22 protein-coding genes and 1 pseudogene are annotated in these 26556 nt (G+C 74.5%); 15 read left to right on the top strand and 8 right to left on the bottom strand.

The features are described from left to right. Positions 1-65 precede the first annotated feature (65 nt). Positions 66-2231 carry a DNA helicase RecQ gene (gene recQ / locus HHL19_RS19320; protein WP_169091313.1) on the top strand — a complete coding sequence of 722 codons (2166 nt, stop codon included), beginning with the start codon at positions 66-68 and terminating at the stop codon, positions 2229-2231. A gap of 73 nt (positions 2232-2304) precedes the next feature. Here recQ and HHL19_RS19315 read toward each other — a convergent pair whose 3' ends face one another. Genes HHL19_RS19315 through HHL19_RS19300 form a run of 4 tightly spaced genes read right to left on the bottom strand, consistent with a single transcriptional unit; the run spans position 2305 to position 7976 of the window. Then, a complete protein-coding gene (locus HHL19_RS19315) occupies positions 2305-3684 on the bottom strand; it encodes an MFS transporter (RefSeq protein ID WP_169091311.1) in 1380 nt (459 codons plus the stop codon). Then, positions 3671-5482 (bottom strand): condensation domain-containing protein, encoded by a 1812-nt coding sequence (locus HHL19_RS19310; protein ID WP_169091309.1) that lies wholly within the window; start codon positions 5480-5482, stop codon positions 3671-3673. Before HHL19_RS19310 ends, HHL19_RS19315 begins: the two co-directional genes overlap by 14 nt. Next, a complete protein-coding gene (locus tag HHL19_RS19305) occupies positions 5479-6825 on the bottom strand; it encodes a DUF6271 family protein (RefSeq protein WP_169091307.1) in 1347 nt (448 codons plus the stop codon). The genes HHL19_RS19310 and HHL19_RS19305 overlap by 4 nt, the downstream gene beginning before the upstream one ends. Then, on the bottom strand, positions 6807-7976 hold the full coding sequence (locus HHL19_RS19300) for a phytanoyl-CoA dioxygenase family protein (RefSeq protein WP_169091305.1): 1170 nt from the start codon (positions 7974-7976) through the stop codon (positions 6807-6809). Before HHL19_RS19300 ends, HHL19_RS19305 begins: the two co-directional genes overlap by 19 nt. A gap of 450 nt (positions 7977-8426) precedes the next feature. On the opposite strand from HHL19_RS19300, the gene HHL19_RS19295 reads away from it, so the two are divergent. Genes HHL19_RS19295 through HHL19_RS38170 form a run of 3 tightly spaced genes read left to right on the top strand, consistent with a single transcriptional unit; the run spans position 8427 to position 10182 of the window. Continuing rightward, positions 8427-9284, top strand: a complete 858-nt coding sequence (locus HHL19_RS19295) for a hypothetical protein (RefSeq protein WP_169091303.1) — start codon at positions 8427-8429, stop codon at positions 9282-9284. Positions 9285-9322: 38 nt separating this feature from the next. Beyond that, positions 9323-9553 (top strand): acyl carrier protein, encoded by a 231-nt coding sequence (locus tag HHL19_RS19290; RefSeq protein WP_169091301.1) that lies wholly within the window; start codon positions 9323-9325, stop codon positions 9551-9553. Next, the gene (locus tag HHL19_RS38170; RefSeq protein WP_169091300.1) at positions 9550-10182 is read left to right on the top strand and encodes a 4-phosphopantetheinyl transferase; all 633 of its coding nucleotides are present in this window, start codon (positions 9550-9552) and stop codon (positions 10180-10182) included. The genes HHL19_RS19290 and HHL19_RS38170 overlap by 4 nt, the downstream gene beginning before the upstream one ends. Before the next feature lie 57 nt (positions 10183-10239). On the opposite strand, the gene HHL19_RS19280 is transcribed toward HHL19_RS38170, so the two are convergent. Next, positions 10240-12633, bottom strand: a complete 2394-nt coding sequence (locus tag HHL19_RS19280) for an excinuclease ABC subunit UvrA (protein WP_169091298.1) — start codon at positions 12631-12633, stop codon at positions 10240-10242. A 129-nt stretch (positions 12634-12762) separates the two neighbouring features. On the opposite strand from HHL19_RS19280, the gene HHL19_RS19275 reads away from it, so the two are divergent. The 3 genes from HHL19_RS19275 to HHL19_RS19265 all read left to right on the top strand — a co-directional run bounded on the left by HHL19_RS19275 (position 12763) and on the right by HHL19_RS19265 (position 15153). After that, positions 12763-13056, top strand: coding sequence for a metalloregulator ArsR/SmtB family transcription factor (locus HHL19_RS19275; protein WP_169091296.1), 294 nt, complete (start codon positions 12763-12765; stop codon positions 13054-13056). Continuing rightward, on the top strand, positions 13053-13439 hold the full coding sequence (locus HHL19_RS19270) for a VOC family protein (RefSeq protein WP_169091294.1): 387 nt from the start codon (positions 13053-13055) through the stop codon (positions 13437-13439). The genes HHL19_RS19275 and HHL19_RS19270 overlap by 4 nt, the downstream gene beginning before the upstream one ends. Before the next feature lie 214 nt (positions 13440-13653). Next, the gene (locus tag HHL19_RS19265; RefSeq protein ID WP_169091292.1) at positions 13654-15153 is read left to right on the top strand and encodes a hypothetical protein; all 1500 of its coding nucleotides are present in this window, start codon (positions 13654-13656) and stop codon (positions 15151-15153) included. Between the two features lie 49 nt (positions 15154-15202). On the opposite strand, the gene HHL19_RS19260 is transcribed toward HHL19_RS19265, so the two are convergent. Continuing rightward, positions 15203-15838: a LysE family translocator gene (locus tag HHL19_RS19260; protein ID WP_169091290.1), complete on the bottom strand. Its 636-nt coding sequence runs from the start codon at positions 15836-15838 to the stop codon at positions 15203-15205. Positions 15839-16010: 172 nt separating this feature from the next. On the opposite strand from HHL19_RS19260, the gene HHL19_RS19255 reads away from it, so the two are divergent. From HHL19_RS19255 to HHL19_RS19225, 7 genes and pseudogenes are all read left to right on the top strand, one after another. Beyond that, entirely contained in the window at positions 16011-16775 is a 765-nt protein-coding gene (locus HHL19_RS19255) for an alpha/beta hydrolase (RefSeq protein ID WP_169091288.1), read from the top strand. Between the two features lie 131 nt (positions 16776-16906). Beyond that, positions 16907-18562, top strand: coding sequence for a glycosyl hydrolase family 8 (locus tag HHL19_RS19250; protein ID WP_169091286.1), 1656 nt, complete (start codon positions 16907-16909; stop codon positions 18560-18562). A gap of 789 nt (positions 18563-19351) precedes the next feature. Next, complete coding sequence (locus HHL19_RS19245; protein ID WP_240981729.1) at positions 19352-19708, top strand: polyprenyl synthetase; 357 nt, start codon at positions 19352-19354, stop codon at positions 19706-19708. Beyond that, positions 19701-20756 (top strand): polyprenyl synthetase family protein, encoded by a 1056-nt coding sequence (locus HHL19_RS19240; RefSeq protein ID WP_169091284.1) that lies wholly within the window; start codon positions 19701-19703, stop codon positions 20754-20756. Before HHL19_RS19245 ends, HHL19_RS19240 begins: the two co-directional genes overlap by 8 nt. A gap of 29 nt (positions 20757-20785) precedes the next feature. Further along, positions 20786-21994 carry an oxygenase MpaB family protein gene (locus HHL19_RS19235; RefSeq protein ID WP_169091282.1) on the top strand — a complete coding sequence of 403 codons (1209 nt, stop codon included), beginning with the start codon at positions 20786-20788 and terminating at the stop codon, positions 21992-21994. 78 nt (positions 21995-22072) lie between these two features. Then, positions 22073-22459 (top strand): annotated as a pseudogene (locus HHL19_RS19230) (STAS domain-containing protein); the annotation flags it as partial. Positions 22460-22616: 157 nt separating this feature from the next. Then, positions 22617-23111 carry an ATP-binding protein gene (locus HHL19_RS19225; RefSeq protein ID WP_169091278.1) on the top strand — a complete coding sequence of 165 codons (495 nt, stop codon included), beginning with the start codon at positions 22617-22619 and terminating at the stop codon, positions 23109-23111. On the opposite strand, the gene HHL19_RS19220 is transcribed toward HHL19_RS19225, so the two are convergent. Next, positions 23059-23985: a SigB/SigF/SigG family RNA polymerase sigma factor gene (locus HHL19_RS19220; RefSeq protein WP_169091276.1), complete on the bottom strand. Its 927-nt coding sequence runs from the start codon at positions 23983-23985 to the stop codon at positions 23059-23061. The two genes, HHL19_RS19225 and HHL19_RS19220, sit on opposite strands and share 53 nt — an antisense overlap. Before the next feature lie 257 nt (positions 23986-24242). Here HHL19_RS19220 and HHL19_RS19215 point away from each other — a divergent pair, with 257 nt between their 5' ends. After that, positions 24243-24566, top strand: a complete 324-nt coding sequence (locus tag HHL19_RS19215) for a DUF3040 domain-containing protein (protein ID WP_169091274.1) — start codon at positions 24243-24245, stop codon at positions 24564-24566. A 73-nt stretch (positions 24567-24639) separates the two neighbouring features. On the opposite strand, the gene HHL19_RS19210 is transcribed toward HHL19_RS19215, so the two are convergent. Continuing rightward, the gene (locus tag HHL19_RS19210) at positions 24640-26001 is read right to left on the bottom strand and encodes a carboxyl transferase domain-containing protein (RefSeq protein ID WP_169091272.1); all 1362 of its coding nucleotides are present in this window, start codon (positions 25999-26001) and stop codon (positions 24640-24642) included. Positions 26002-26556 lie beyond the last annotated feature (555 nt).

Here is a 26556-nt window from a genome sequence, read left to right as displayed (position 1 = left end):
GGGAAGTTGTCCACAGGCTGCGGCGGGCGGCCCGGGGGAGCGGCGCGGGCGGCTAGGCTCTTCGGGTGGCCCTCATCGACGCTTCTTCCGACGCCTCCTCCTCACCCGGTCCCGACGGTTCCTCCGACGCCCTGGAAGTGCTCCACCGGGTCTTCGGCTACGGCTCCTTCCGGGGCGAGCAGCAGGAGATCATCGAGCACGTGGTGGCCGGCGGCGACGCCCTCGTGCTCATGCCGACCGGCGGCGGCAAGTCGCTGTGCTACCAGATCCCGGCGCTGGTGCGGCCCGGCACGGGCGTGGTGATCTCGCCGCTGATCGCGCTGATGCAGGACCAGGTGGACGCGCTGAACGCGCTCGGGGTCCGCGCCGGCTTCCTCAACTCGACGCAGGACCCGTACGAGCGGCAGACCGTCGAGCAGGCCTTCCTCGCCGGCGAGCTCGACCTCCTGTACCTCGCCCCCGAGCGGCTGCGCACCGAGGGCGCGCAGCGACTGCTCGACCGGGGCACGGTCTCCGTCTTCGCCATCGACGAGGCCCACTGCGTCTCCCAGTGGGGCCACGACTTCCGGCCCGACTACCTCGCGCTCTCCATGCTCCACGAGCGCTGGCCCAAGGTGCCGCGGATCGCGCTGACCGCGACGGCCACCGAGGCCACCCACGGCGAGATCGCCACCCGGCTCGGCCTCGACGAGGCCCGGCACTTCGTCGCCAGCTTCGACCGGCCCAACATCCAGTACCGGATCGCGGCCAAGAACAACCCGACCCGGCAGCTCCTCGACCTCATCCGCACCGAGCACGCGGGCGACGCCGGAGTCGTCTACTGCCTGTCGCGCTCCTCCGTGGAGAAGACCGCCGCCTTCCTCGCCGAGAACGGCGTCGACGCCATCCCGTACCACGCGGGCATGGACGCGGCGACGCGCGCCGCCAACCAGGCGCGCTTCCTCCGCGAGGACGGCGTCGTGGTCGTGGCGACGATCGCCTTCGGCATGGGCATCGACAAGCCCGACGTCCGCTTCGTCGCCCACCTCGACCTGCCCAAGTCCGTCGAGGGCTACTACCAGGAGACCGGCCGCGCCGGCCGTGACGGCGAGCCCGCCACCGCCTGGCTCGCGTACGGCCTCCAGGACGTCGTCCAGCAGCGCAAGATGATCGACGGCTCCGAGGGCGACGAGAACCACCGGCGCGCCCTCGCCGCCCACCTCGACGCCATGCTCGCCCTCTGCGAGACCGTCGAGTGCCGGCGCGTCCGGCTGCTCGCCTACTTCGGCCAGGAGTCCGGGCCCTGCGGCAACTGCGACACCTGTCTGACCCCCGCCGAGTCCTGGGACGGCACGGTCGCCGCGCAGAAGCTCCTCTCCACGGTGTGGCGGCTGGCCCGCGAGCGGCGCCAGAAGTTCGGCGCCGGCCAGATCATCGACATCCTCCAGGGCAAGAAGACCGCCAAGGTCCTCCAGTTCGACCACGACACCCTCTCCGTCTTCGGCATCGGCGCCGACCTCGGCACGCCCGAGTGGCGGGGCGTGATCCGCCAGCTCCTCGCCCAGGGCCTGCTCGCCGTGGAGGGCGACTACGGCACCCTCGTCCTCACCGAGGCCAGTGGCGACGTCCTCGGCGGCCGCCGGCAGGTCCCGATGCGCAAGGAGGCCGCCAAGGCCGCCGCGCCCCGCAAGGAGAGCGGCGGCAAGTCCGGCAAGTCCCGCGTCCCCGTCGACCTGCCCGCCGCCGCCGTGCCCGTCTTCGAGGCCCTCCGGGCCTGGCGCGCGGCCACCGCGCGCGAGCAGGGCGTGCCCGCGTACGTCGTCTTCCACGACGCCACGCTGCGTGAGATCGCGACCACCCTGCCGGGATCCGTCGCCGAGCTCGGCACCGTCGGCGGCGTCGGCGAGGCCAAGCTCGCCAAGTACGGCGAGGGCGTCCTGGAGGCCCTCGCCGAGTTCGCGGGAGCGGCGGACGGCGGGGCCGCCCCGGCGTCCGAGGCGGAGGAGACTCCGGCCGGTCCGGCGCCCGAGGCGGACGCGACTCCCGCCGGCGCGCCGACTGCGGCGGCTGACCAGCGGGCGGCCCGTGCCGCCGGTACGCCGCGTACCTCCGGGACCACGCGTGCCTCCGGGACGGCCGGGCGCTCCGCCCAGGCCGCCGCCCGTCCGGCCGCCGCGACCGCGCCTCCCGAGGACGAGCCGCTCTTCTTCGGTGACGACGAGCCCGAGCCGTCCTGGGACGAGTGGGAGTGACACGCGTCGGGCCCGGCCGGACGGAAGTCCGGCCGGGCCCGCGGGCGCACGGCGGCCGTGGCCGCCGGCCGTCTCACGCCTCGGCGGCGGCCGAGGCCTCCTCCTTGCCCGGTACGCGCCCCGGATCCGGCGCCGCGTCCCGCGTCGGGCGGTCGAGCCGGGCGAGGCCCCGGATGGCCGGCACGCAGAGCATCGCGGCCAGCAGGACGAACGAGACCGCCGAGGAGAAGAGCAGCACCCGGTCCGCGCCGAAGGACTCCGCCGCGGGACCGGCCAGCGCCCGGCCCAGCGGGATCACCATGATCGATCCGGCGATGTCGTACGCGGAGACCCGGCTCAGCACGGCCAGCGGAATGTGGGACTGCACGCTGGTCGCCCACATCACGCCCCAGAACGCGAAGCCGCAGCCGGCCACCACGCCCGTCACCGCCGTGAGGGCGAAGTTCCAGCCGAGAGCCGGGGCCAGCGGGTTGAGCGCGAAGAAGAACATCGCGCAGGCGCCCGCCACCAGCGGCCGGCGCGGCCTGACCCGCATGCCGAGCAGGCCGCCGATGATCGTGCCGAGTCCGTCGGCCGAGGCGATCCAGCCGTAGCCGGTGGCGCCGTGCTGCTCGGTGAGCAGCGCCGCGCCCAGCGGCAGCGACGGCCCGAAGACGAACAGGCCGTACACCGCCCACAGCGAGATCACGCCCCACAGCCAGGTGCGGGACCGGAACTCGTGCCAGCCGGTGGCGAGCCGCCGCCACATCGGATCGTCGCTCTCGTCGACCGCGCCACCCGCGTCCGCGCCGCTCCTGTCCGCGCCGTCCTTGTCCCGGCCGGCCCCGTCCGCTCCGCCGGAGGCGAGCCGACGCAGCGGCAGCAGTCCGCCCGCGCTGACGGCGTACGCCGCCGCGATCACCACGAACGAACCGGCGAGGTCCCAGTACGCCACCAGGAAACCGGCGAGGCCGGGGCCGATGAGCGTGGCCATCGACTCGGAGATGCGCAGCAGCGCGTTCGCCCGCTGGATGTCCTCGGCGACCCGGGGCACGATGCTCGCGAGCCCCGGCTGGAACATCGCGGTCGCCGCGCCGCTCACCCCCATCAGGGCCATGATCTGCCAGAGCCGTACCCCGCCGCCGGCGAAGAGAGCGGCCATGACGAGCATCGTCACCACCCGCACCGCGTCCGCGCCGACCATCATCACCTGCGGGGTGAACCGGTCGGCGAGCACACCGCCGAAGAGGATGAGCACCACGATCGGCGCCATCCACGCGGCGAGCGCGTACCCCACGCCGGTCGCCCCGAAGCCGGCGCCGAGGACCGAGGTGGTCACGGAGACCATCAGCATGCCGTCGGCGAGCAGCGAGGCGCTGCGCGCGGTGAAGAACAGCCGGAAGCGAGGCGACCGCCAGGGGCTGGGCGGTGCCGCCGCCCTGCCCTCCGCCGCGACGGTGTCATCCGTGGTCATTGGCATCTCCCGGCTCCCGGCCGGTCCCTTCCCTGAGAATCCGCCGCGCCGCGGCGGGCTGCCGCGGCGGGCCCTCGACGAACACGTACCGGTGCGGGGCCAGGACCCCGGGCCTGCCCGGCAGGACGTCCATCAGCGCGGCGTGCGCCCGCCGCGGCGTCCACTCCTCCTCCGGCCAGGCCCGCTCGTCCGCGACGATGTACGCGACGAGGCGGCGACCGCTCCCGCCGGCGGCTCCGGCCCCCTCCTCCCCCTCCTCGTCCCTCTCCACCACGACCTCGACCGGCCGTCCCCGCAGCGCCTCGGTCAGGGCGGCGGCGACGGCGGCGGGGGAGACCCAGCAGCCGTCCACCCGCGTCCACTCCGGCCCGCGCGTCACCGGACGGACCCCCGTCACCTCGGTGAGCGGCCCCGGCGTGTCCAGCGGTACGTCGGCCTCCGCGACGGCCTCCAGGAGCCGCACCAGTCCGGTGACCAGTTCCTCGGCCGCCGCCCGGGGGAAGAGCGCCGGGTCGGCCCAGGTCGCCAGGCGCAGGACCGGCTCCGTCTCGTACACGAAGGTCAGCAGCCGGGTCGGCAGCGACTGGCCGTCGCCCCAGGCGAGTTCGAGCTCGGGGGCGTCCCCGTCGGGCGCCGCCGCGCCGGCGAGCGTGCTCGGCAGGGCGCTGATGTCGTTGAAGACGGCGTCGCGCGTGAACCGGCTGCCCCGCTCGGTGGTGACCCGGCCGATCAGCTCCCACAGGTCGAGCGCGTCGAACCGGCTGTGGCGGTACGCGTTCATCGCCGCACCCCACGCCTTGGCGAGCAGCGCGTCGAAGGACGGCGCGCGCACGTCGAGGGCGAGCAGGGCGTCCTGGGAGAGGGTGCTCACCGAGCGGGCGAGCTTCGGCTGGAAGCGGTTCGCGGTGGGCACGGCCGCCACGCACACGGACTGGCCCGCCCGGTGGGCGGTGAGCAGGCACCAGGCGGTGAGCAGCACCGTGCCGGGCAGGGCGCCGGTGCGCCGGGCGGCGGCGGCCAGCGCGCGGGCGCCGCGCGCCGAACGGAGGGTGAGCCCCGGGGTGTCGGTCTCCGCGCCGGTGGCGCCGTCCTCGGCGAACATCGCCTGCGGGCCGGTGCGCAGGATCCGCTCCCAATGGGCCAGGCAGGCGGCAGACTTGCGCCGGCCGGCCGGGCTCCGCTCCTCGGCGGCGAGGTCGAGGGGGGTGAGCGCGGTGACCGGCGGGAGGGGTTCGCCCGCCAGGAGCGCGAGCCAGTCGTCACGGAGGACGCCGAGGGCGCTGCCGTCGGCGACGGCGTGGCTGGCGGCCAGGGCGACGCGCACGGGCCGTCCGGCGCGGGCGAGGATGCGCAGCCGCAGCGGGAAGTCGAGGTCGAGGCGGAAGCGGGTGTCGCGGGCCGCGCGGGCCACCGCCTCGGCGTAGGCGTCGGTGTCCTCGGGGAGTTCGTCGTGGTCGAGGACGGTGACGGTGAACTCGCCTGCCGCTGCCACTACTTGCTCTGCGGGTACGGCGAGCCGGGAAGAGTCGTCGCCCGCCTCGTGCGGGAAGGTGGTGCGCAGGGCCTCGTGCCGGACGGCGAGTTCCGCGAGGGCGCCGAGTGCGCGGTCCATCCCGGTGCCGTCGGGGACCGGCCACACGTCGTGGATGTTGATGGACGCCGGTTCGTCCCGCAGGATGCAGCGGATCATGTTGGTCTGGCCCATGGTGACCGGGCCCCGGCGCGCACCGCCGCCCGCGTAGGCCACGGTCACGGTACGGGCCTCGGTGACGCCGTCGACGGCGGGGGAGGCCGTCATGGCGTGACGGCCGGGGCGGGCGGGGACCCCGGGGTCGGGAGGTGGTTCACGGCGGTGCCTTTCGCGTGCGCGGTCAGGGCGGCCCAGGCGCCGACGAGCAGGGCGAAGTCCGCCATGTCGGCCCGGGCTTCGGCGAGGAACCGCGCGCGCCGCTCGGCGAAGCGGCCTGCGGCGGTCGCGTACCGGCCGCCGAGGGAGCGGTAGCGGCGGTCCAGGACGTCGAGCCGGGCCGCGTTGCCGGCCGGGTCGATCAGGGCGCTCTCCCGGGCGAGGGCGGCGACCGCGGCGGGCCGCACCCGGCCGCGCTCGTCGAGGAGCCCGTCCCCGATGGCCGCCAGGCCCGCGTACACCGCTTCGAGGTGGGCGGCGGCGAGCAGGTACTTGGCGAAGCGGAGCTGGTACGCGAGGAAGCCCTCGTCCGAACGTCGCTCGCCCGTGTAGTAGTTGACGATGTGCCGGTTGTGCAGGACGCCGGGGAGTCCGGCGGCGTGGACCAGGTGCAGGAGGAAGTAGTCGGTCCCGATGGTGTCGGTGGCGGGCGGCAGCGGGACCCGGCCGTACACCTCCCGGCCGAGCGCCACGTTGCACATGTCGACCCGGGTGGGGCCGACCAGGGTCAGGGTCGTCAGGTCGGTGATGAAGGGGGTGGTGCCGGCGCCCCGGAACGCCTCGTCGACGAGGTGCCGGCGCCAGAGCTCCGGATGGCCCGAGGGTACGGAGAGGCCGACGACCTCGCGGTACGCCTCGGGGTCGAGGGCGCGGAGTTCGGCGAGGTCCACGGAGGGCTCGCCGATGAACGAGGCCCCGGCGAGGGCGACGGTCCGGTCGGCGAGGCGCGGGTCGAGCCGGCTGCGGGTCACCGTGCCGGCCACGTCCGCCGCCCGCCGCCCGAGGGCGGCGAGTTCATGGCGGATCGGGAAGACCGGTTCTCCGTCGAGGAGTTGGTAGCGGCTGTCGGAGTCGCGGCGGTGCACGGAGGCACAGCCCAGCGCCTCCGCCAGCAGGAAGGCGCGGTTGGTGCAGGCGCCGTACGACACCCCGGCCGGGAGCATCAGGTCGAGCAGCCGGTCCGGTCCCGCGAGTCCCGCCGCCGCGACGACCTCCCGCAGGAAGGCGCGCTGCCGGTCCTCGTCGAGGTGGTGGACGACGACACCGGGCGCCGGCGGCAGGGCGGCGACCGCGGCCCGGTGCGCGGCGAGGTCGGCGGGCGCCGACGAGTCGAGGATCAGCAGATGCACCTCGACGTCGAACTCCCGTGCACCGTACGCCGCTTCCTCGGCGACCGCCGCGATCGTCGCCGTACAGGCGCGGTTGGTGGGCAGGGTCAGGCAGACGCGGCGCACGAAGGCTCCCCGGTGGGCGCGGTGGGCGCGGCCGGCGCGGCCGGGACGGCGTCGCCGCGAAGGGCGGTCTCGGTGTCCTCCGCCTTCTCGTGCCAGGAGGTGAGGCCGAGCAACCGGGCGCCGAGCGGGGTCAGTTCGGCGGTCGGGTAGCGCTTGGACTCGTGCAGGACCGGGTCGCCGACGAGGGTGCGGTTCCAGCGCGGGGTGCGCAGGTGGCGCCAGGACTCGACGCGGGAGCGGCGCAGCTTCGCGTGCTCCTCCAGGGCGGGCATCATCGACAGGTACTGGACGGCGCGGACCCCGTCGGCGGAGGTGTTGCGGGCGACCCCGTGGGCGAGCAGGCCGTTCCAGATCAGCAGGTCGCCGGGGTGTAGGTCGGGGCGGACGACGGGGAACTCGGCGCGGTCCACGTCGGGGCGGAGGGGGTCGCGGTCCTCGGGCTGGGCGGGCTTCCACTCCTCGAAGCGGCGGAAGAGCTCGGGGTCGCACTGGAAGCCGCCGGTCTCGGCGGTGGTGTCGTTGAGCGCGATGATGCCCTGGACGCGCTGGGGCGGCACGCCGAGCGTGGTGTCGATGTCCCAGTGCAGCTCGATGTCGAAGCCCCGGTCGGTGGGTTCGATGAGGGCGCGGTCGCGGTTGCGGACGTTGGGCGGGTTGAGGTTGAGCCGGTCGAGGGTCACCCACAGTTCCTCGCAGTCCCAGACGTCGACGAACGCGTCGTAGACCCGCTGGGACTGGCGGCTGTCCCAGAGCAGTTGGTGGTGGTAGGCCTCGACGAAGCCGTAGATGTGCAGCTGCTGGTCCAGCTCGGAGCGGAACGGCCGGTCCTCGTACCAGCTTTCCGGCCGCTCGGGGTCGAGCCCCTGGAAGTCCCAGGTGAAGTCGAGGAGCCGGCGGGCCGCCTCGGCCGGGATCGCCTCGCGCACGATCACGTAGCCGTACGTCTGCCAGTGCGCGAAGTCCGCCTCGGAGAGCACCCGCAGCGGCCGGGTCTTCTTCAGCTCCCGCAAGGTCGTCGCGGCGAGATAGGACTCGCCGTCGTCGCTGAAGTACGGGCGCTCGGTGGCCGCGCGGTGCAGGTAGGGGGTGCGCGGGCGGCGCGGGGCGGGTGCGGGTACGGGGGTGGGCGCGGGGGCGGGTGTCGTGGTCACAGGTCCCTCCAGGCGGGAGTCGGACGGCGTGCGGGCTTGGGGGGATGCGGGGGCACGGCGGGACGGGGCTCGGACCCGGCGACGGGGGAGGAGCCACGGGGGGACGAGGGACAGAATTGGTGTAGACCATCCTCGGTGTCAAGTGACCCGCCGGTATGCCCCGCGTGTCGGCCGCATGCCCGAAAGTCGCGCTCGGGAAGGCCTGTTGGGAGGTGATCTTTGGTCTAGACAACCTGTGGCCGACTGGCCTACTGTCCCCCTTGCGCAGAGCCGGCGCCGACCCGACCAGTCGAGCCCGGCGCGACCGCTGCGCCCCGGTCGACGGCGACCGTGAGCGGGGCCCGCTCCGGAGGGCCTGCGCCCCTCACCGAGACCTTCGGCCGACACCTTGGGCCGACGCCTTCGGACGACGCCCTCGACCGACCGCCCATGCCGAGAGGGAACGGTTCCATGAGCACACCCAGCGCCACGACCCCGCCCGCCACCGGCCTCAAGAGCCCCGGACCGGGCCTGATCACGCTGGACCCGGTGCACACCGCCCTGCTGGAGGCCCTCGACAGCCTCCTCTGCGGCCTCGCCGCCCGGCTCTCCGCGCCCGAGGTCACCGGCCCGCCGCTGCTCGCCGCCGACGGCCTCGCCCGCCTCGACTACTTCCGCAACTTCCCCCATCTCGGCGTCGCCGCAGGCCGGTTCGCCCCCGACGCCCACGACCTCCTCGCCGCCGGACAGGCCCCCGGCGACCGGCACCTCGAACCCACCGGCTACCTCCTGCCCTCCGCCACCTGCTACGGCCTGCTGCTCTCCCTGGAGGGCTCCGACGTCGGCGAGGACGGCCTCCGGCTCTCCGCCGCAGGACGCTGCTTCCGCAACGAGACCCACTACGACGGCCTGCGCCGCCTCTGGGGCTTCCACATGCGCGAGGTCGTCTACCTCGGCACCAAGGAAGGCGCCCTCCACCACCTGGAGCAGGGAGGCGAGTTCGTCCAGGAGACCGCCGCACTCCTCGGCCTCGACCTCACCCGCGCCACCGCCGACGACCCCTTCTACGACAAGGGCGGCTCCCGGGCCCGCCTGATGGCCCTCGACCCCGTCAAGCACGAGTACAGCGCACCCGACGGCACCGCCATCGCCTCCGTCAACCGCCACCGCAACTTCTTCGGCGAGCGCCTCGACATCCGCGCCGGCAGCCATGGCCCCGCCTACAGCGCCTGCGTCGCCTTCGGCCTCGAACGCTGGATGCACGCCATGCTCCAGGCCCACGGCGGCCCCGAGGCGGCCCTCGACCGCGTCCGCACCGCCACCGCTTGACGAACCGTCACCGACAACCCCGTACGGAGAACCGCACCATGGACCGCGTCACCGCCTGGATCCAGGACAAGAACCCCGGCCTCGAAGGCCCCGTCGACGCCCACGAGGACCTCATCGAGGCCAGGCTCATCGACTCCATGGACTTCCTGGAGTTCATCGACCTCCTGGAGGACATCTCCGGCACGTCGATCGACCTCCAGGAGGTCACCATCGACGACTTCCGCACCCTCGCCCGCGTCCAGGAACGCTTCCTCGCCCCCATCGCGTGACCCCCGGCGCCCTCGTGGTCGTGGCGACCACCCGGGAGGTCCTCGACGCCCCCGGCCTCGGGCCGCACCTCCTCGCCCCCTGGGAGCTGCGCCGGCTCGCCGCCATCCGCGTCCCCGCCCGCGCGGACGACGTCCTGGCCGCCCGGCTCCTGCTCCGCCTCTGCGCCGCCCGCGCCACCGGCCGCCCGCCCGCCGCGCTCGGCCTCGCCCAGCGCTGCCCCGACTGCGGCCGGGCCGGCCACGGCCGCCCGTACCTCCCCGCGCACCCCGGGCTCGGTGTGAGCGTCAGCCACGCCGACGGCCTGGTCGCGGCGGCCGCCGCCCCCGGCCCGGTCGGCGTCGACGTGGAACCGGCCGCCCGGCGCCCCGGCCCCCTCCCCGTCCTCCGCCGCGTCCTTCCCGGACCCGACCTCCGCGAGGCCCTGGCCGCCCCCGACCCGGGCCCCGCGCTCCTGCGCGCCTGGGTCCGCGCGGAGGCCCGCTTCAAGGCGGGCCGCCCACCCCCGGAGGACGTACATCTCAAGGAGTGGACGGACCGCCACCGTGCCGCCGTGGTCGCGGCGGCGGTGGCGGCGACCGCCGAACCGGTCCTCCTGCCGCCCTCGGCGCTCCTCGCCGGCCGGACCTGATCAGGATCGGGCCCACGGGGGTCAGGCGCCGACACGGGATCAGGCGCGGACGCGGGGTCAGGCGCCGACGTACTGCGCCAGATGCTCGCCCGTCAGCGTCGAGCGGGCGGCGACCAGGTCGGCGGGGGTGCCCTCGAAGACGATCTGACCGCCGTCGTGGCCCGCGCCCGGGCCGAGGTCCACGATCCAGTCGGCGTGCGCCATCACGGCCTGGTGGTGCTCGACCACGATCACCGACTTCCCGGAGTCGACCAGCCGGTCGAGCAGCGCGAGCAGCTGCTCCACATCGGCGAGGTGGAGGCCGGTGGTCGGCTCGTCGAGCACGTACACCCCGCCCTTGTCGCCCATGTGCGTGGCCAGTTTCAGACGCTGCCGCTCGCCGCCCGAGAGCGTCGTCAGCGGCTGGCCCAGCGTGAGGTAGCCGAGGCCGACGTCCACCAGCCGCTCCAGGATCCGGTGCGCCGCCGGCGTACGGGCCTCGCCCGCGCCGAAGTACTCCTCCGCCTCCGACACCGGCATCGCCAGCACCTCGCTGATGTCCCGCCCGCCGAGCTTGTACTCCAGGACCGAGGCCATGAACCGGCGGCCCTCGCACTCCTCGCAGGTGGTCGCCACGCCCGCCATCATCGCCAGGTCGGTGTACGTGACCCCGGCGCCGTTGCACGTCGGGCAGGCGCCCTCCGAATTGGCGCTGAACAGCGCCGGCTTGACGCCGTTGGCCTTGGCGAAGGCCTTGCGGATCGGGTCGAGCACACCCGTGTACGTCGCCGGGTTGCTGCGCCGCGAGCCGCGGATCGGGGTCTGGTCGACCGAGATCACCCCGGCGTCCGCCGGGATCGAGCCGTGCACCAGCGAGCTCTTGCCGGAGCCGGCCACGCCGGTGACCACGGCGAGCACGCCGAGCGGCAGGTCGACGTCGACCTTCCGCAGGTTGTTCGCGGTCGCGCCGCGGATCGCCAGGGCACCGGTCGGCGTGCGCACCGCGTCCTTCACCGAGGCCCGGTCGTCCAGGTGACGGCCCGTCACCGTGCCGCTGCCGCGCAGCCCTTCGAGCGTCCCCTCGTACGAGATCGTGCCGCCGCCCGTGCCCGCGCCGGGTCCCAGGTCGACGACGTGGTCGGCGATCGCGATCGTCTCCGGCTTGTGCTCCACGACCAGGACCGTGTTGCCCTTGTCCCGCAGCCGCAGCAGGAGTTCGTTCATCCGCTGGATGTCGTGCGGGTGCAGACCGGCCGTCGGCTCGTCGAAGACGTAGGTGACGTCGGTGAGCGAGGAGCCCAGGTGCCGGATCATCTTCACGCGCTGCGCCTCGCCGCCCGACAGGGTGCCCGCGGGCCGGTCGAGCGCCAGGTAGCCGAGCCCGATCTCCACGAACGAGTCCAGCGTCCGCCGCAGCGACTCCAGCAGCGGCGCCACCGAGGAATCGTCCAACTCGCCCACCCACACGGCGAGATCGCTGATCTGCATCGCGCAGGCGTCCGCGATGCTGATCCCCTTGATCTTCGAGGAACGGGCCCCTTCGTTGAGCCGGGTGCCGTCGCACTCCGGACACACCTGGGTGGTGGTGGCCCGCTCCACGAAGGCCCGGATGTGCGGCTGGAGCGACTCGACGTCCTTGGCAAGGAAGGACTTCTGCAGCTTGGGGATCAGGCCCTCGTACGTGACGTTGACCCCCTCGACCTTGACCCGGGTCGCCTCCTTGTAGAGCAGGGTCTCCAGCTCCCGCTTGTTGTACTTCCGGATCGGCTTCGCCGGGTCGAGCAGCCCGGAGAGGCGGTAGGTGCGGCCGTACCAGCTGTCCGCCGTGTACCCGGGGATGGTGAGCGCGCCCTCGTCGAGCGACTTGGTGTCGTCGTACAGCTCCGCCAGGTCGATGTCCGAGACCCGGCCGCGACCCTCGCAACGCGGGCACATGCCGCCGGTGATCTGGAAGCTCGCCTTCTCCTTCACCGTCCGGCCGCCGCGCTCCACGGTGACCGAGCCCGCGCCGCTCACCGAGGGGACGTTGAAGGAGAAGGCCCGGGACGAGCCGATGTGCGGGGTGCCGAGCCGGCTGAAGAGGATGCGCAGCATCGCGTTGGCGTCGGTGGCGGTGCCGACGGTGGAGCGCGGGTCGGCGCCCATCCGCTGCTGGTCGACGATGATCGCGGTGGTCAGGCCGTCGAGCACGTCGACGTCCGGGCGCGCCAGCGTCGGCATGAACCCCTGGACGAAGGCGCTGTACGTCTCGTTGATCAGCCGCTGGGACTCGGCGGCGATCGTGTCGAAGACCAGCGAGCTCTTGCCGGAGCCGGAGACTCCGGTGAAGACCGTCAGCCGCCGCTTGGGGATCTCGACGCTGACGTCCTTGAGGTTGTTCTCGCGCGCGCCGACCACCCGGATCAGCTCGTGGCTGTCGGCGACGTGTGCCGTGGGCGGGGTCGCGGCGCCGCTCCGCTTGGCCGTGCTCAAAGGTTTCTCCCTCGTCAGGGGTGGGCGGGTATGCGACCACCTTAGGCGGGCTTCGCGCGGCGGGCAGAGCTGATCGAGGAGCGGCCCGTCGACTTGATAGGCAAGTGCATGCTTGCCTATGGTGGCGGCATGGAGGAGGATCTGTTCAAGGCGCTGGCCGACCCGACGCGCCGGGTGATCCTCGACGAGCTGACCGAACGCAACGGGCAGTCGCTCTTCGAGATATGCGCCCGCCTCGCGACCCGGCACGGCCTCGCCATCTCCCGGCAGGCGGTCAGCCAGCACCTCGCGGTGCTGGAGACCGCCGGACTGGTCACGCCCCGTCGCGAGGGCCGCTACAAGTTCCACGACCTCGACCCCCGCCCCCTTGAGCACATCGTCACGCGATGGCTCACCCCCGCACCCCCCGAGGACACCCCATGAGGATCAACATCACCAGCGTCTTCGTCGACGACCAGGAGACGGCGCTCCGCTTCTACACCGACGTGCTCGGCTTCGCGACCAAGCACGACGTGCCGCTCGGCGAGGACCGCTGGATCACCGTCGTCTCCCCCGAGGACCCCGAAGGCACCGAACTCCTCCTGGAACCGTCCGGCCACCCCGCCGTCCCGCCCTACAAGGCCGCCCTCGTCGCCGACGGCATCCCCGCGACCTCCTTCGCCGTCGACGACGTCCACGCCGAACACACCCGCCTCACCGCACTGGGCGTCCGCTTCACCCAGCCCCCCGTGGACATGGGCCCCGTCACCACCGCCATCCTCGACGACACCTGCGGCAACCTGATCCAGCTCACCCAGTACAAGTAGTCCGCCCACGCCCTTCCCGGGGGCGCTCCACCCGTTCCCGCGTGGAGCGGATATCCCGGATCCCGAATCTTGGATCCCGGATTCCGAATCTTGGATCCAGAATCTTGGATCCAACGTCCTGGATCCAACGTCCTGGATCCGAAATCCTCGATCCGAAATCCTGGAGGGGAAATCCGGGGGCGTCCGGCCCGCCCCGACCGGCAGAATGCCGGTCGTGTACGCACTCCTGCACGGACTCGCCGCGAATCCGGCCCTGCCCTCCGCGTTGCTCGACCGGCTCATAGCCCTCGCGGACGACGAACTCGCGGGCGCCCTGGCCCGCCGGACCGACCTCGACCGCGGTCGGGCGCTCGCCCTGGCCCGGCGAGTCGGGGACGCGGCCGCGGTGTCCCTCGCGTACGAGGGGAGGCTGGCCGCTGCCGACGTCGATCCCGCGGAGTGGCCGGAGGCCGCCCTCGCGCTGCTGGACCGGGGTGCGGCGCCCGCCGCGTGGGCGCGGGCGTTCGCGGGGGACCCGGACCCCGGGCGCCGGGAGCGGCTGGCGGCCTGCCCTGGGCTCCCGCCCGACGTGACCGAACGGCTGGCGCGGGACCCGGTCCCGAGCGTGGTCGCCGAGTCGGCCTGGCTGGGGCCCGCCGACATGGCCGCCCGCCTCGCGGCCCACCCCCACCTCTCGGTGCGCCGCGCGGTGGCGGAGAACGACACGACCCCGCCCGCCGTCCTGGCTTCCCTCCTGACCGGCGAGGGCCTGCCACCGGCCCGCCGATGCCGGGTCTGCGCCGTCGAGGGGGAGACGACGGGGCCCGTCCTGCCGCCCGGTGAGCGCTGCGGCGGCGACCACGAGTCCGCTGTCGTCCACCTGCGCGAGTCCCTCCTGCGCAACCCGGCCACTCCGCCGCAGGCCGCCGCCCGCTTCGCCGACGACCCCCACCCGCTGCTGCGCTGGGCGGTGGCCGGGAGAGCGGACCTGTCACGGGACGCCTGCGTACGGCTCGCCGCGGACCCGCTTCCCCTGGTCCGCGCCGCCCTCGCCGAGAACCCCGCCCTCGACGGCGACCTCGTACGGAGCCTGGCGGACGACCCCGATCCCGAGATACGCCGTGCGGTCGCCCGGCACCCCCGCGTCCCGCTCGACGTGCTCGTCCCGCTGGCCCGTACCACCGCGCTCGGCACCGTCCTCCTCCCGCGGATCGCCACCGCGTCGGCCGACGAGACCGGGGAACTGGTCGCCTCCGCCGAGCCGGCCGCCCGGCGGCTCGTCGCCCTCCGGCGCGATCTGCCGACAGGGGCGCGGGACCGGCTGGCCGACGACCCCGACGCGAAGGTGGCGGCGGCCGTCGCCCCGCACCCGGGTCTCTCCGAGGCGCGGCTGCGGGCCATGGTCGTACGGCACGGGCGCCAGGTGATGGCCGGGGTGGCGGCCAACCCGGACACGCCCGCGGCCCTGCTGGAGGAACTCGCCCGGCACCAGCCGCCGGTGCGCGGAGCGCTCCGCGAGATCGACCGGCACCGCGCCGTCACGCCCCCGGCGCTCCTCGTCTGCCTGGCGGACGCCCGGGCGCGCCCCTTCGCCGCCGGTCATCCGGCGCTCCCGCCGGCGGTACTCCGCGGACTGCTCGCGGACGCGGACGCGGACGAGGCCGTGCGGGAGGCGGCAGCGGCCCATCCGTCCCTGCCGCCCACCGAGATGGCGAGGCTCCTGCCGGAGCCGTGAGCGGCCGCCCGGCCGACCGGGCGCGTCGGCCGCCGCCCGGCCCCGTCCGTCAGTCGCTGACCGCGAGCCGTACCGCGAACGCGCCGATCACCGTGCCCGTGACCCGGTCCAGGACGCGCCGGGCCCGCGCGCCGCGCAGCCAGGTGCCGAGGGCGGAGGCGGAGGCGATCAGGACCGTCGACCAGACCACGCCGAGGACGACGTGGACGGACGTCAGCGCGAGGCCCATCGCGAAGTGCGGGGCCTCGGCTGGGATGAACTGCGGAAGCACGGCGACGTAGAAGACGCCGACCTTGGGGTTCAGCAGATTGGTCAGCGTGCCCTGGTGCCACCCGCCCGTGAGCGTGTCCGCGCCGCCGACCTCCACCTCCGCGCTCGCGTCCGCCCCACGGCGCCGGAACGTTTCGGCGATCATGCGCCCCGCCATCCACAGCAGATAGGCCGCGCCCGCCCACCGGAGGATCTCGTACGCGAGGTGCGAGGCGGTCAGCAGCGCCGTCACGCCCAGCGAGGTCAGCGCGCCCCAGATCAGCGTGCCGGTCTGGATGCCGAGGACGACACCCCAGGCGCGGGTGCGGCGGCCGAGCGCGGCCGTCCGCAGGATGAGGGCCGTGTCGAGGCCCGGAGTGAGAGTGAGGAGTCCCACGACGAGAGCGAAGGACCAGAACGCGGTGCTCGATGCCATGGAAGGCCACCGTAGCGCAGCGCCCCGCGCTCGCAGCACCTCCCTTCCGCCGTCCGTGCCCCGCCGCACACTCGCGCCCCGCCGCGGAGTCTCACAGCCCTCGCGCCACCCCACGCCCCAGCGCCCGCACAACCCCCACCGCCACCCCCCACCCCCTTCGTAGGCTGCCCCCATGAGAGAACTCTTCCTGGCGGACCGTCAGGCCCACCTGCGCTGGATCGACCTTCCGGGGGAGGGGCCCGTGCGGGTCTTTCTTCATGGGCTCGGGTGTACCGCCGCCTCCGACTTCGCGCACATCGCGACGCACCCCGCGCTGGGAGGCGGGCGGGCGCTGCTCGTCGATCTGCTGGGGCACGGGCTGAGCGACCGGCCGGGGGACTTCGACTACCGGCCCGAGGGGCAGGCGGCGGCGGTGGCCGCGCTGCTCGACCATCTCGACCTGCGTGGCGTCGAGTTGGTCGGGCACTCGATGGGCGGTGCCGTCGCGATCCACCTGGCGGCGGCCCGGCCCGGGCGGGTCGCCCGGCTGGTGGTCGCGGAGCCCAACCTGTACGGGGGCGGCGGCGCGTTCAGCGGGCCGGTGGCGCGGCAGCCGGAGGAGGCCTTCGTCCGGAGCGGGTACGCGAAGCTGCTGGCCCTCGCCGAACGGGCCGACTACGCGGCGCGGTTGAGGCTCGCCGACGCGCGGGCCGTGCACCGGTGCGCGGTCGCGCTCGTCGAGGGCGGCGACCCGGAGGCCGGCGAGGTGCTGCGGGCGCTGACGCTGCCCCGGGCGTTCCTGGTGGGGGAGAAGAGCCTGCCGGACCGGGCCGCCGAGCAGGCGGCGGAGATGGGCGTGCCCGTCCTGGAGGTGCCCGCCGCCGGGCACAACCTGATGCTCGACAACCCCGACGGCTTCGCCTCCGCCCTCGCCCGCGCCCTGACGCTGCCGGGGTGATTCCCGGCCATCCACCGACCCGGCCGGGCCCAGGGTCTTGCGCGGGCTCCCCGCCACTCTCTACGCTCGGCCCGCCGATAATTAGGAACCTTTCCTAACGAGCGATCGCCCTGGAGAGAAAGGGAGTTGTCATGCGCCGACGAAGCGCCATCCCGCTCGGACTCGCCGCTCTGCTGGCCCTGCCCGCACTCACCGTCCTGCCCGCGAGCGAGGCCGAGGCCGTCGACGCCCTCGTCTCCGCGGGCAAGCCGGCGACGTCCTCGTCCGTGGAGGGCTCGGGCTTCGCCCCCGGCCTCGCCGTGGACGGCAGCCGCGCCACCCGCTGGGCCAGCCTGGAGGGCGTCGATCCGCAGTGGATCCGGATCGACCTCGGGGCGAACCACACGCTCTCCCGGATCAAGCTCGACTGGGAAGCCGCCTACGCGAAGACGTACCGCCTCCAGACCTCGGCCGACGGCTCCACCTGGACCGACGTCTACGCGACCACGAGCGGCGACGGCGCCGTCGACGACCTCGCCGTCTCCGGCACCGGCCGGTACGTCCGCATGTACGGGACCGGCCGCGGCACCCCGTACGGCTACTCGCTCTACGAGTTCGAGGTCTACGGCTCCCCGACCGGCGGCGGAGGCGGCACCGGCCCCGGCGTCCCCTTCGGCAGCCACCTCAAGCCCTACGCCGCCGGCATGCTCAAGCCCTCCGGCACCCAGTCCGGCATCGACCAGAAGGTCGTCGACTACTACAACCGCTGGAAGTCCGCCTTCGTCCGGCAGAACTGCGGCAACGGCTGGTACCAGGTCATCTCGCCCGACGCCGACCACCCCTACGTCGCCGAGGCCCAGGGCTACGGCATGGTCATCGCCGCCACCATGGCGGGCGCCGACCCCGACGCCAAGAAGATCTTCGACGGCCTCGTCAAGTGGAAGCTCGACCACCCCTCGTCCATCAACCCCGACCTCCTCGCCGCCGAACAGGACGTCGACTGCCGCAGCGTCAACGGCGGCGACGGCGCCACCGACGGCGACATGGACGTCGCCTACGGCCTGCTCCTCGCCGACAAGCAGTGGGGCAGCGCCGGCACGTACGACTACAAGGCGCTCGCCCTCAAGCACATCGCCGCCATCAAGAAGGACGAGCTGAACCCCACCACCAAGCTCCTCAAGCTCGGCGACTGGTCCAGCTCGGGCGACCAGTACTACTACATCTCCCGCACCTCCGACTGGATGGTCGACCACTTCCGCGCCTTCCGCGCGGCCACCGGCGACACCACCTGGGACGCGGCCCGCACCGCCCACCAGACCCAGATCGCCAACCTCCAGTCCGGCTACGCCCCGGGCACCGGCCTGCTCCCCGACTTCGTCGTCAACACGAACACCAGCCCCAAGCCGGCCCCGGGCGAGGTCCTGGAGGACCCGAACGACGGCCAGTACTGGTGGAACGCCTGCCGCACCCCGTGGCGCATCGCCGACGACGCCGTCACCAGCGGCGACGCCAAGTCCCTCGCCGCCGCACGGAAGCTGAACGGCTGGATCAAGAGCAAGACCGGCGGCGACCCCAACAAGATCGCCATGGGCTACAAGCTCAACGGCACCCAGATCTCCGCGGGCAGCGAGGCGGCCTTCTTCGCCCCCTTCGCCGTCGCCGCCATGACCGACTCCGGCAGCCAGGCCTGGCTCGACGCCCTCTGGAACAAGATGACCGCCACCCCGATCGACACCGGCAGCTACTTCTCCGCCAGCATCCAGCTCCAGGTGATGATCACGGTCTCCGGCAATCACTGGGTCCCGTAGCGGCCCACGACTCTCACCCGTAGCGGCCGCCCCTCTCACCCGGGGCTGACCAGGCCCTTCCGAGGATCGACGCGGACCCCCGCCTGCCAGACGGCGGGTCCGCACCCCTCGCCGTTCGGGGTCGACCCGCTCAGCGTGACCCTCGCCGAGGACTCGCGGACGATCCGGCCGCCTTCGGCCGGGTCCCGTCCCCGCCCGCCGGCTCGTCGTCGGCCGGTTCGCCGTCGGGTTCGCCGTACGGGGCGATGACCGCGAAGCGCACCGTCACCTCCCGCGGCCCGTCCTCCTCCGGCAGCGGCACCTGGAGGAAGGTGGTGGAGCCGTCGCCCGCCCGCCGGCTCCTCGCGCTCTCGGCACTCGGCGTCGGCGCAGATCCTGTAGCGCGAGCCCGCGGGGAAGTCCGCCGGGCTCCAGGTCGCCGTCACGCCCGACTCCGCGCCGACCAGCGTGCACCGGTGCACGCCCTGGCAGCCCGCCGTCAGGAGGGCCGCGGCGGACGCCACCAGGGCGAGTGCGGCGCGGCGGGCGAGGGGGCGGGGTGCGGTCCCCGCGGACGTGCGAAGCATGACCAAGCAAGTACCCGGATCGGAGCGGAAGTTCCAGACGCCTTCACGCTCCTCCCACCGGAAATCCCGCCGCGATCACCGGAACTCCCGGCCCTGATCACCGGAACTCCCGGCCGTGATCACCTGAACGAGTGAGCGCGGCTCGGGAACGCCCCCGCCCATGCCCGATGCTGGCCCGGTACCCACCTCGATCCCCCTCTCTCCCCCCGAGGAGCCGGCCGGCATGACGCACCCCACGCCCCCGGGCGAACGCCCCGACGAGAAGGCCCTGTTGATGGCCGCGGGCCTCGCCGACCTGGTCGTGGAGACGATCGGCACCGCCGCCGGTTCGCTCCGCTCGCTCCTCGGCCGCGCCGACTCCGCCGACCTCGCCCAGGACGCCGCCGCCGACCTCCGCGCCCGGGGCCGGCTGGCCCTCGACCGCCTCGCCGCCGACCGCGACGGCCCCCGTTCCGTGCCGCACATGGAGCTCCTCGCCCGCGAGGCCGCCGCCCGCCGGGCCGCCGCGCAGGCCCCCGCCGCCGATCCGGACACCCGACAGGCCCGGCAGGTCCGTACCGAGGCGGCCCCCGATGCCTGACGTCTGGGTGCCGGAGGAGTTCAAGGCGCGTACGGACGCGGTCCTCGCCGGTTTCCTCGACGACGAGGCCACCGCACTCCTCGCCGTCGACGACGCGCTGGACCCGCTCGCCGAGGCCCTGCGCACCACCGCCCGCCACGGCAAACGCCTCCGCGCCGCGTTCTGCTACTGGGGCTGGCGGGCCGCGGGGCAGCCCGACAGCGACGCCCTGATGCGGGCCGCGGCCGCCATGGAACTCGTCCACGCCGCCGCCGTCGTCCACGACGACCTCATCGACGACAGCCCCCTGCGGCACGGCAGACCCACCGCCCACCACCACTTCGCGGCCCTGCCGCACCTCGGCCGAAGGCCCCGTGCGGCGGCCCGCGCGCTCGCCCTGCTCCTCGGCGACCACCTGATGGCCCTCGCCGGCCGCCTCTACGCGGAGTCCGGGCTGCCCGCCGCGTACCTCTCCCGGGGCCGGCCCCTCTGGGCCGCCCTCGCGCGCGAACTCGTCGCCGGCGAGGCCCTGGAGATCCTGCACACCGGCGGCCCGCCGGACACCGGGACCTCCCTCAAGGTGATCTGCTACAAGACCGCCAAGTACACCGTCGAACACCCCCTCCTCCTCGGCGGGCTCCTCGCCGGCGCCCCCGCCGCCCTCCGCGAGGGGTTCTCCCGCTACGGGCTGCCGCTCGGCGAGGCGTTCCAGCTCCGCGACGACCTCCTCGGCCTCTTCGGCGACCCCGCCCGCACCGGCAAGGCGCCCCTCGACGACCTCCGCGCCGCCCGGCCCACCGTCCTCCTCGCCGAGACCTGGAACGCCGCGGATCCCGCGCAGCGCGAGCTGCTCCGCCGGACCCTCGCCGGGGACCGGCGGCCCGACGACGGCGAACTGCGCGAGGTCCGCGCCCTCATGGCCGGACTCGGCGCGCCCGCACGGGTCGAGCGCATGATCACCGGCCGCGTCGAGGAGGCCGTCCGCACCCTCGACGAGCTCGACCTGCCGGCCGCCGCCCACCGCGCCCTCACGGACCTCGCCCACCGCGCCGCCGTCCGCCACCACTGACCTCCCCACCGCCCCCTGGAGCGCCCGCCGTGCCCGGCACCCACAGCACAGCCACCCACACCACAGCCACCCTCACCCCCACCCCGTACACCGACGCCTCCCTCGACGCCCTCCGCCACAGCGGCGACGAGCTCGCCGACGCCGTCGTCGCCACCCTCTTCGAACGCGGTGAGGTCGGCCTCTTCAACTCGCTCATGCGGTACGTCTCCGTCTCCGGCCAGGAGCTCCCCGCCGGCCTGCCCGACGTGGCCCGGGAGTACCTGGAGGCGACGGCCGTCCCGCCCGCCTGGGTCGACTGGAACGAGATGGAGAAGGCCCGGCTCTTCTTCACCGACAACAACGTCCACATCAACACCGCCCTCTCCTTCGCCTCCATGCCCGCCTGCTACGTCGTCCCGCGCGTCGCCCGGCTGCTCTCCGCCACCCACGGCCTGCACTACCCGAGCAAGCGCATGGCGGAGACCGGCCAGTTCACGACGTACCTCATGCGGCCCGACGCCTTCGAGGCCGGCGGCCGGTTCGTCCCCGCCGCGCAGAAGGTGCGGCTCCTGCACGCCTCCATCCGCCACCACCTGATCCGCGCCGACCGCTGGGACACGGCCGCCGACGGCGTGCCGATCTGCCAGGAGGACATGATCGGCGGGCAGATGTTCTTCTCGATGCTCGTCCTCGACAGCCTCCACCGGCTCGGCGTCCACATGTCCACCGAGGGAGCGGAGGCGTACTCCTACGCCTGGCGGGTGGTCGGGGCGATCCTCGGCGTGGACCAGACGGTCGTACCGAAGACCCTCGACGAGGCGCGCGCCTTCCTCGACCTCTACCTCCTCCGCCACATGGGCCCCTCGGAGGAGGGCGTGGTGCTGACCCGGCAGCTGATCGACCTGTACGAGGACGTCGTGCCCGGCACCTTCTTCGACCCGGTGGTCTCCGCCCTGATCCGCCACCTCGTCGGCGACACGGTCGGCGACTGGCTCGACGTGCCCCGCAGCCGCTGGGACACCGCGGTGAAGGCGCTGCCGCCGCTGCTCGGAGTCCTGGAGTCGGTGGAGGACGCGTCGCCGTTCGCGGCCTGGGCGCTGGACCGGATCGGCCACCTGACCTCGGTCTTCGAACTGTCCACGCTCACCCGGGGCCGGGTGATGCACTACGCGGTCCCGGAGCACCTGAGGAAGGAGTACGGCGTCGACACGGGCGTCGCCCGCCACCACCGCTGGACGCCGCCCCCGTCCACCGTCTGAGCCGCCGCCCCGGCCCTCTGCTCGCAGGGCGGGGCGTACTGGCCGAAAATGGACTCACCCGGTGAAGGTGAGGTGTGCATGGACGGCGGGGAAGGCCAGGAGGGTGCGCCCGGCAGCGGTCCGCCGACGGGTCGGCCGGGCCGCCTCAGGGTGGACGTACGGTTCGACCGGGGCGGGGAGACCGTCGTCGTGGCACCGCTCGGCGAACTCGACCACGACACGGCCGAACCGCTCGGCACCGCCCTGGAGAAGCACGCCGACGCGGCACGGCTCGTCGTCGACTGCGCCGGGCTCGACTTCTGCGACTCCACCGGCCTGAACCTGCTGCTCAGGGCCCGCGCCCGGGCCCTGGAGGCGGGCGCCCGCCTCGACCTGGCCGGACTGCGCCCCCCGGTGGACCGGATGTTCGAGATCACCGGCGCGCTGCACGTCTTCCGGGTGTACGCGGACGCCCACGAGGCCCTCGCGGACGACCCGCCCGACGGCCGGGGCCCGGCAGCCGACGGCCCCGGTGACGCTTCGGCCCCCCGGGCGGGCGGTGCCCGCCCCAGGGATCCGGACGGCCGTCCCGGGAAGCCGGACGGCCGTCCCGGGGATCCGGTCTGACGGGCCGCCGGTCATCATGCGCGAGCGCGAGAGCGACGAGACCCGAGGCGGCGGCACACCCGTGGCGCAGACCCGCCGCCTGCTGCTGCGCGGCAGCGTGGGCGCGGTCTCCCGCTGCCGCGACTTCACCGCGGAGGCGCTCGCCGAATGGGGCTGGACCCCCGCCGAGAGCGCCCTGGCCCGGGAGCGGGTCGAGGACGTCCTGCTCCTGGTCTCCGAGGTGGTGACCAACGCCTGTCTGCACGGCGGCGGCCCCGAGGAGTTCGTGCTCCGGCACGCGGACGGGCTGCTCCGGGTCGAGGTCGCCGACCGCAGCCCCGACCATCCCCGCCGACTCGCCCCCCGTTCGCCGTCCCTGCCCGGCGGACACGGGCTGATGGTCCTGGACCGGCTGGCGACCGACTGGGGATCCTCGGACCGGGGGCCCGGGGCGGCGGGCAAGGTGGTGTGGCTGGAGGTCAGCAGGCCGTCGCGTCCTCCGTGGCGTCGTCGTCCAGCAGACCGTCCCTGAGCTCGCCGAGGATGCGGGCGAGCAGCCGGGAGACGTGCATCTGGGAGAGTCCGATCCGCCTGCCGATCTCGGCCTGTGTCAGCTCCTCGCCGAAGCGCAGCGACAGGATCAGCCGGTCGCGGGGGCACAGCCGGTCGAGCAGCGGTCGCAGCGAGCTCAGGTCGTCTATCAGCTCGTAGGCGGGTTCGTCGACGGCGGTGCGCCGTCCGGCCGTCCCCTGGGGGGCCTGCGACTCGGCGTCGCCGACGGGGGCGTCGAGGGAGTGGGCGGTGTAGCCGTTGGCGGCGAGTTCCCCCTCCGCCACCTCCTCCGGGGTGAGGTGCAGCCGTTCGGCGAGCTCGGCGCGGTCGGGCCGGTGCCCGTCGCGCTGTTCCAGGGCGTCGGAGGCCTTGGCCAGGTCGATCCGCAGCTCCTGGAGCCGGCGCGGCACGCGTACCGCCCAGCCGGTGTCCCGGAAGAATCGTTTCATCTCGCCGACGATCGTCGGCAGCGCGAAGGCGGAGAACTCGACCCCGCGGTCCGGGTCGAACCGGTCGATCGCCTTGATCAGCCCGATCGTCCCCACCTGCACGATGTCCTCCACCGGCTCCGGACGGCCCCGGAACCGCCGGGCGCCGAACTTCACCAGGCTCAGGTTCAGCTCGACCAGGGTGTTGCGCACGTACGCGTGCTCGGGGCTGCCCTCGTCGAGCTCCCGGAGCCGTACGAACATCGCCGCGGAGAGGGTCCGCGCGTCGTCGGTGGAGGACGAGAGCGGATTCTCCGGCTCCGGCAGCCCCCCGAGTGCCCGCCGGCGCGTGGCGGCGGACGTCGACGTCGCTTCGCGTGCGGGCGACGGAAGCGGGGGTGCGTCTACGACTCGACCCGTGGCCATGACATTCCTCCTTGTAAAGAGGATTCCCACTCGGCACATTTTGACCCTTTTGGCCCTTGAGTAAAAGGTCGGGTGGACCGTGCGCCGTGAGAAGCCGTGAGAACTCGGGTGGCCCCGCTCCGCCCCCGACCGCTCCGCGCCCGACCGCTCCGCCCCCGACCGTTCCGGCGGGTCTGAAGCCGTCCCGGGCGGGTAGCCGCTCGGGGGAGCGACCCCGCCGTCGCGCGCGGGATCCCGGACCGGAGGAGGTGTCCGCGATGGACGAGGCCCGGCTCTCCGCGCACGAGCGGCGCGTACTGGCCGAGATCGAGGCGGACCTGAGCGCCGACGACCGCCTGGCCAGCCGCATGGGGGAACACCGGCAGGTCCCCCGGCTGCCCCGGATCGCGGGGCGCGGCGGAGTGGGCGCCGTGGCTCTCGGGGCCCTGACGCTCACCCTGCTCGTCCTCGCCGTGGCGACCTCGACACCGGCCCTGATCTGGGCCTTCGCCGCCGCGTGGGTGGTGACGCTGATCCTGCTCCTGCGCATGGTGGTCCGCTGGACCCGGCGCCGGGCCGGCGGCGGACGGCACGACGACTGATCCGGCCGGTCCCGGAGGGACGGGGCCGACCGGGACGGGGACTCGGTCACGGCCCGCCCGGAGGCGTCAGGTGTCAGCCGTCCGCGCCGCCCCGGTCCGGCGCGGGCCGGGCGCCGACCACGCCCCGTACGACCCCCAGGGCGACCAGGTCGTCCGGGCGCAGGCGCAGGTCGTCGGCGGTGGCGTCCGCGTCCTCCGGGGCGCGCTTCAGGATGGCGGTGGCGAGTTCGGGGGCGATGACGGAGAAGTACGAGTCCGGGGTCGCCCAGGTGTTGCCGGGCGCCGCCAGCGCCAGTGCGCCGCCCGAGCCGCCCTCGCCCACGAGCAGCGCGGTCACCGGGACGGGGGCCTCCGCGACGGCGCCGAAGAGCTCCGCGATCGCCGGGCCCGCGCCCGCGCGCTCCGCCTCGGCGTCGTTCGCGGCGCCCGGGGTGTCGATCAGCGTCAGGACCGGGATCCCGAGGCGGCCCGCGAGCCGTACCAGCCGGGCGGCCGTGCGGAAGCCGGCCGGCCGGGTCGCCGTCCCGCACTGCGCCGCGTACGCGGCCGTACGCCCGTCCGGCAGGCGGCCGAAGCCGCACCGGGTCCCCGGATCGGTGCCGCCGACGCGGTCGCCGGACAGCTCCGCCCGCTCGGTGAACACCTCGGCGAGGTAGCGGTCGGCGCGGGGCCGCTCCGGGTGGCGGGCGCGGGCCACCGCGTCGCGCCCGCTCGCGGCCGGGTCCGTGGCGCCGAGCGCGTACGGCGGCGGGACCGGCCCCTCGGCCGGCCGGGTGAGCAGCGACAGCCAGCGGCCCAGCACCTCCCGCAGCTCCGCCGCGGGGACGACCGCGTCGACGTGTCCGTGCGCGAGCTGGGACTCCGCCGTGTACGCGGCCGGGTCGGCGTCCCCGGGCCGGACCCGGGAGCCGGCGAAGCCGACCTGCGCGCCCGGCAGCGCGAGGACCACGTCCGAGCCGGCCCCGAGGGTGGCCCAGCCGCCGCCGGTCGTCGGATCGCGCAGGACGGCCAGCTGCGGCAGCCCGGCGGCCCGGGTGAGCGCCGACTCCCCGGCCAGCCGCTGGAGCTGGACCAGCGCCCGCATGCCCTCGTGCATCCGGCTGCCGCCGGTCGCCAGGAGGACGGTCACGGGCAGCCGGTGGGCGCGGGCGTGCGCGTGCGCGGCGGCGACCCGGTCCCCGGTGCCCTCGCCGATGGAACCGCCCAGGTAGCCGAACTCGAAGGAGACGAGCACCGTACGCGTGCCGCCGACCGTGCCGGTGCCGCAGACCACGGACTCGTCCTCGCCGGACCGGGCGGCCGCCGCGGCCCGCGCCCGTCCGTACCCCGGCCAGTCGATCGGCCCGTCGCCGCCGGGCCCCGCGGCGGAGGGGAGCTCGGTGAAGTCGTCGGTGACGAGGGCCAGTGCCTCGCGCGCGCTCGGAGCTGCTGTCATCGGGGGCCTCCCGCCCGTAGGGCCTGTCTGACGATTCCCGCCGGGTCCGACGCGAATGATCCGACTGATCCGACGCGAATGATCGGACAGGCACTGGCCGGGTACGCCGGGTCACGCCGCCGGGTGCCGTCACCGTACCGCCGAGTAGCCGGCCGGGAAGGCCCCGCACTCCCGGTGCGGCGAAGATCACTCCGCCCGGCCCGCCGACCGTCCCGCGGCCCGTCCTCCCTCTCTCCAGCCCAGCGCCAGCGCCCCGCCCAGGCGAGCGAGGCGAGCACGCCGACGGTTCCGTACAGCCGCCGTCGGCGCGCGGATCGCCCAGGACCAGCAGGCCGCAGCCGGCCGTCGTCAGCGGCACCACGTACCGGACCTCGCCCGTGGCGAGCGCGCCCGGACCGGCCCGCCGCACCAGCAGGATCTCGGCTCCGGCCGGCGTGAGCGTCCGCCCGGCGGGCGGGGCCATGCGGTGCTCCTGACGTCGGCGGCGGAGCGGTACGGCGGGAAGGCCGCCCGGACCGTACGGCCCGCGCCCCGAGAGGCCGACGCACGTGCGCG

The sequence above is a fragment of the Streptomyces sp. R302 genome (assembly GCF_012927245.1).
GTDB lineage: Bacteria > Actinomycetota > Actinomycetes > Streptomycetales > Streptomycetaceae > Streptomyces.
This window is presented reverse-complemented; position numbering and strand designations above follow the sequence as displayed.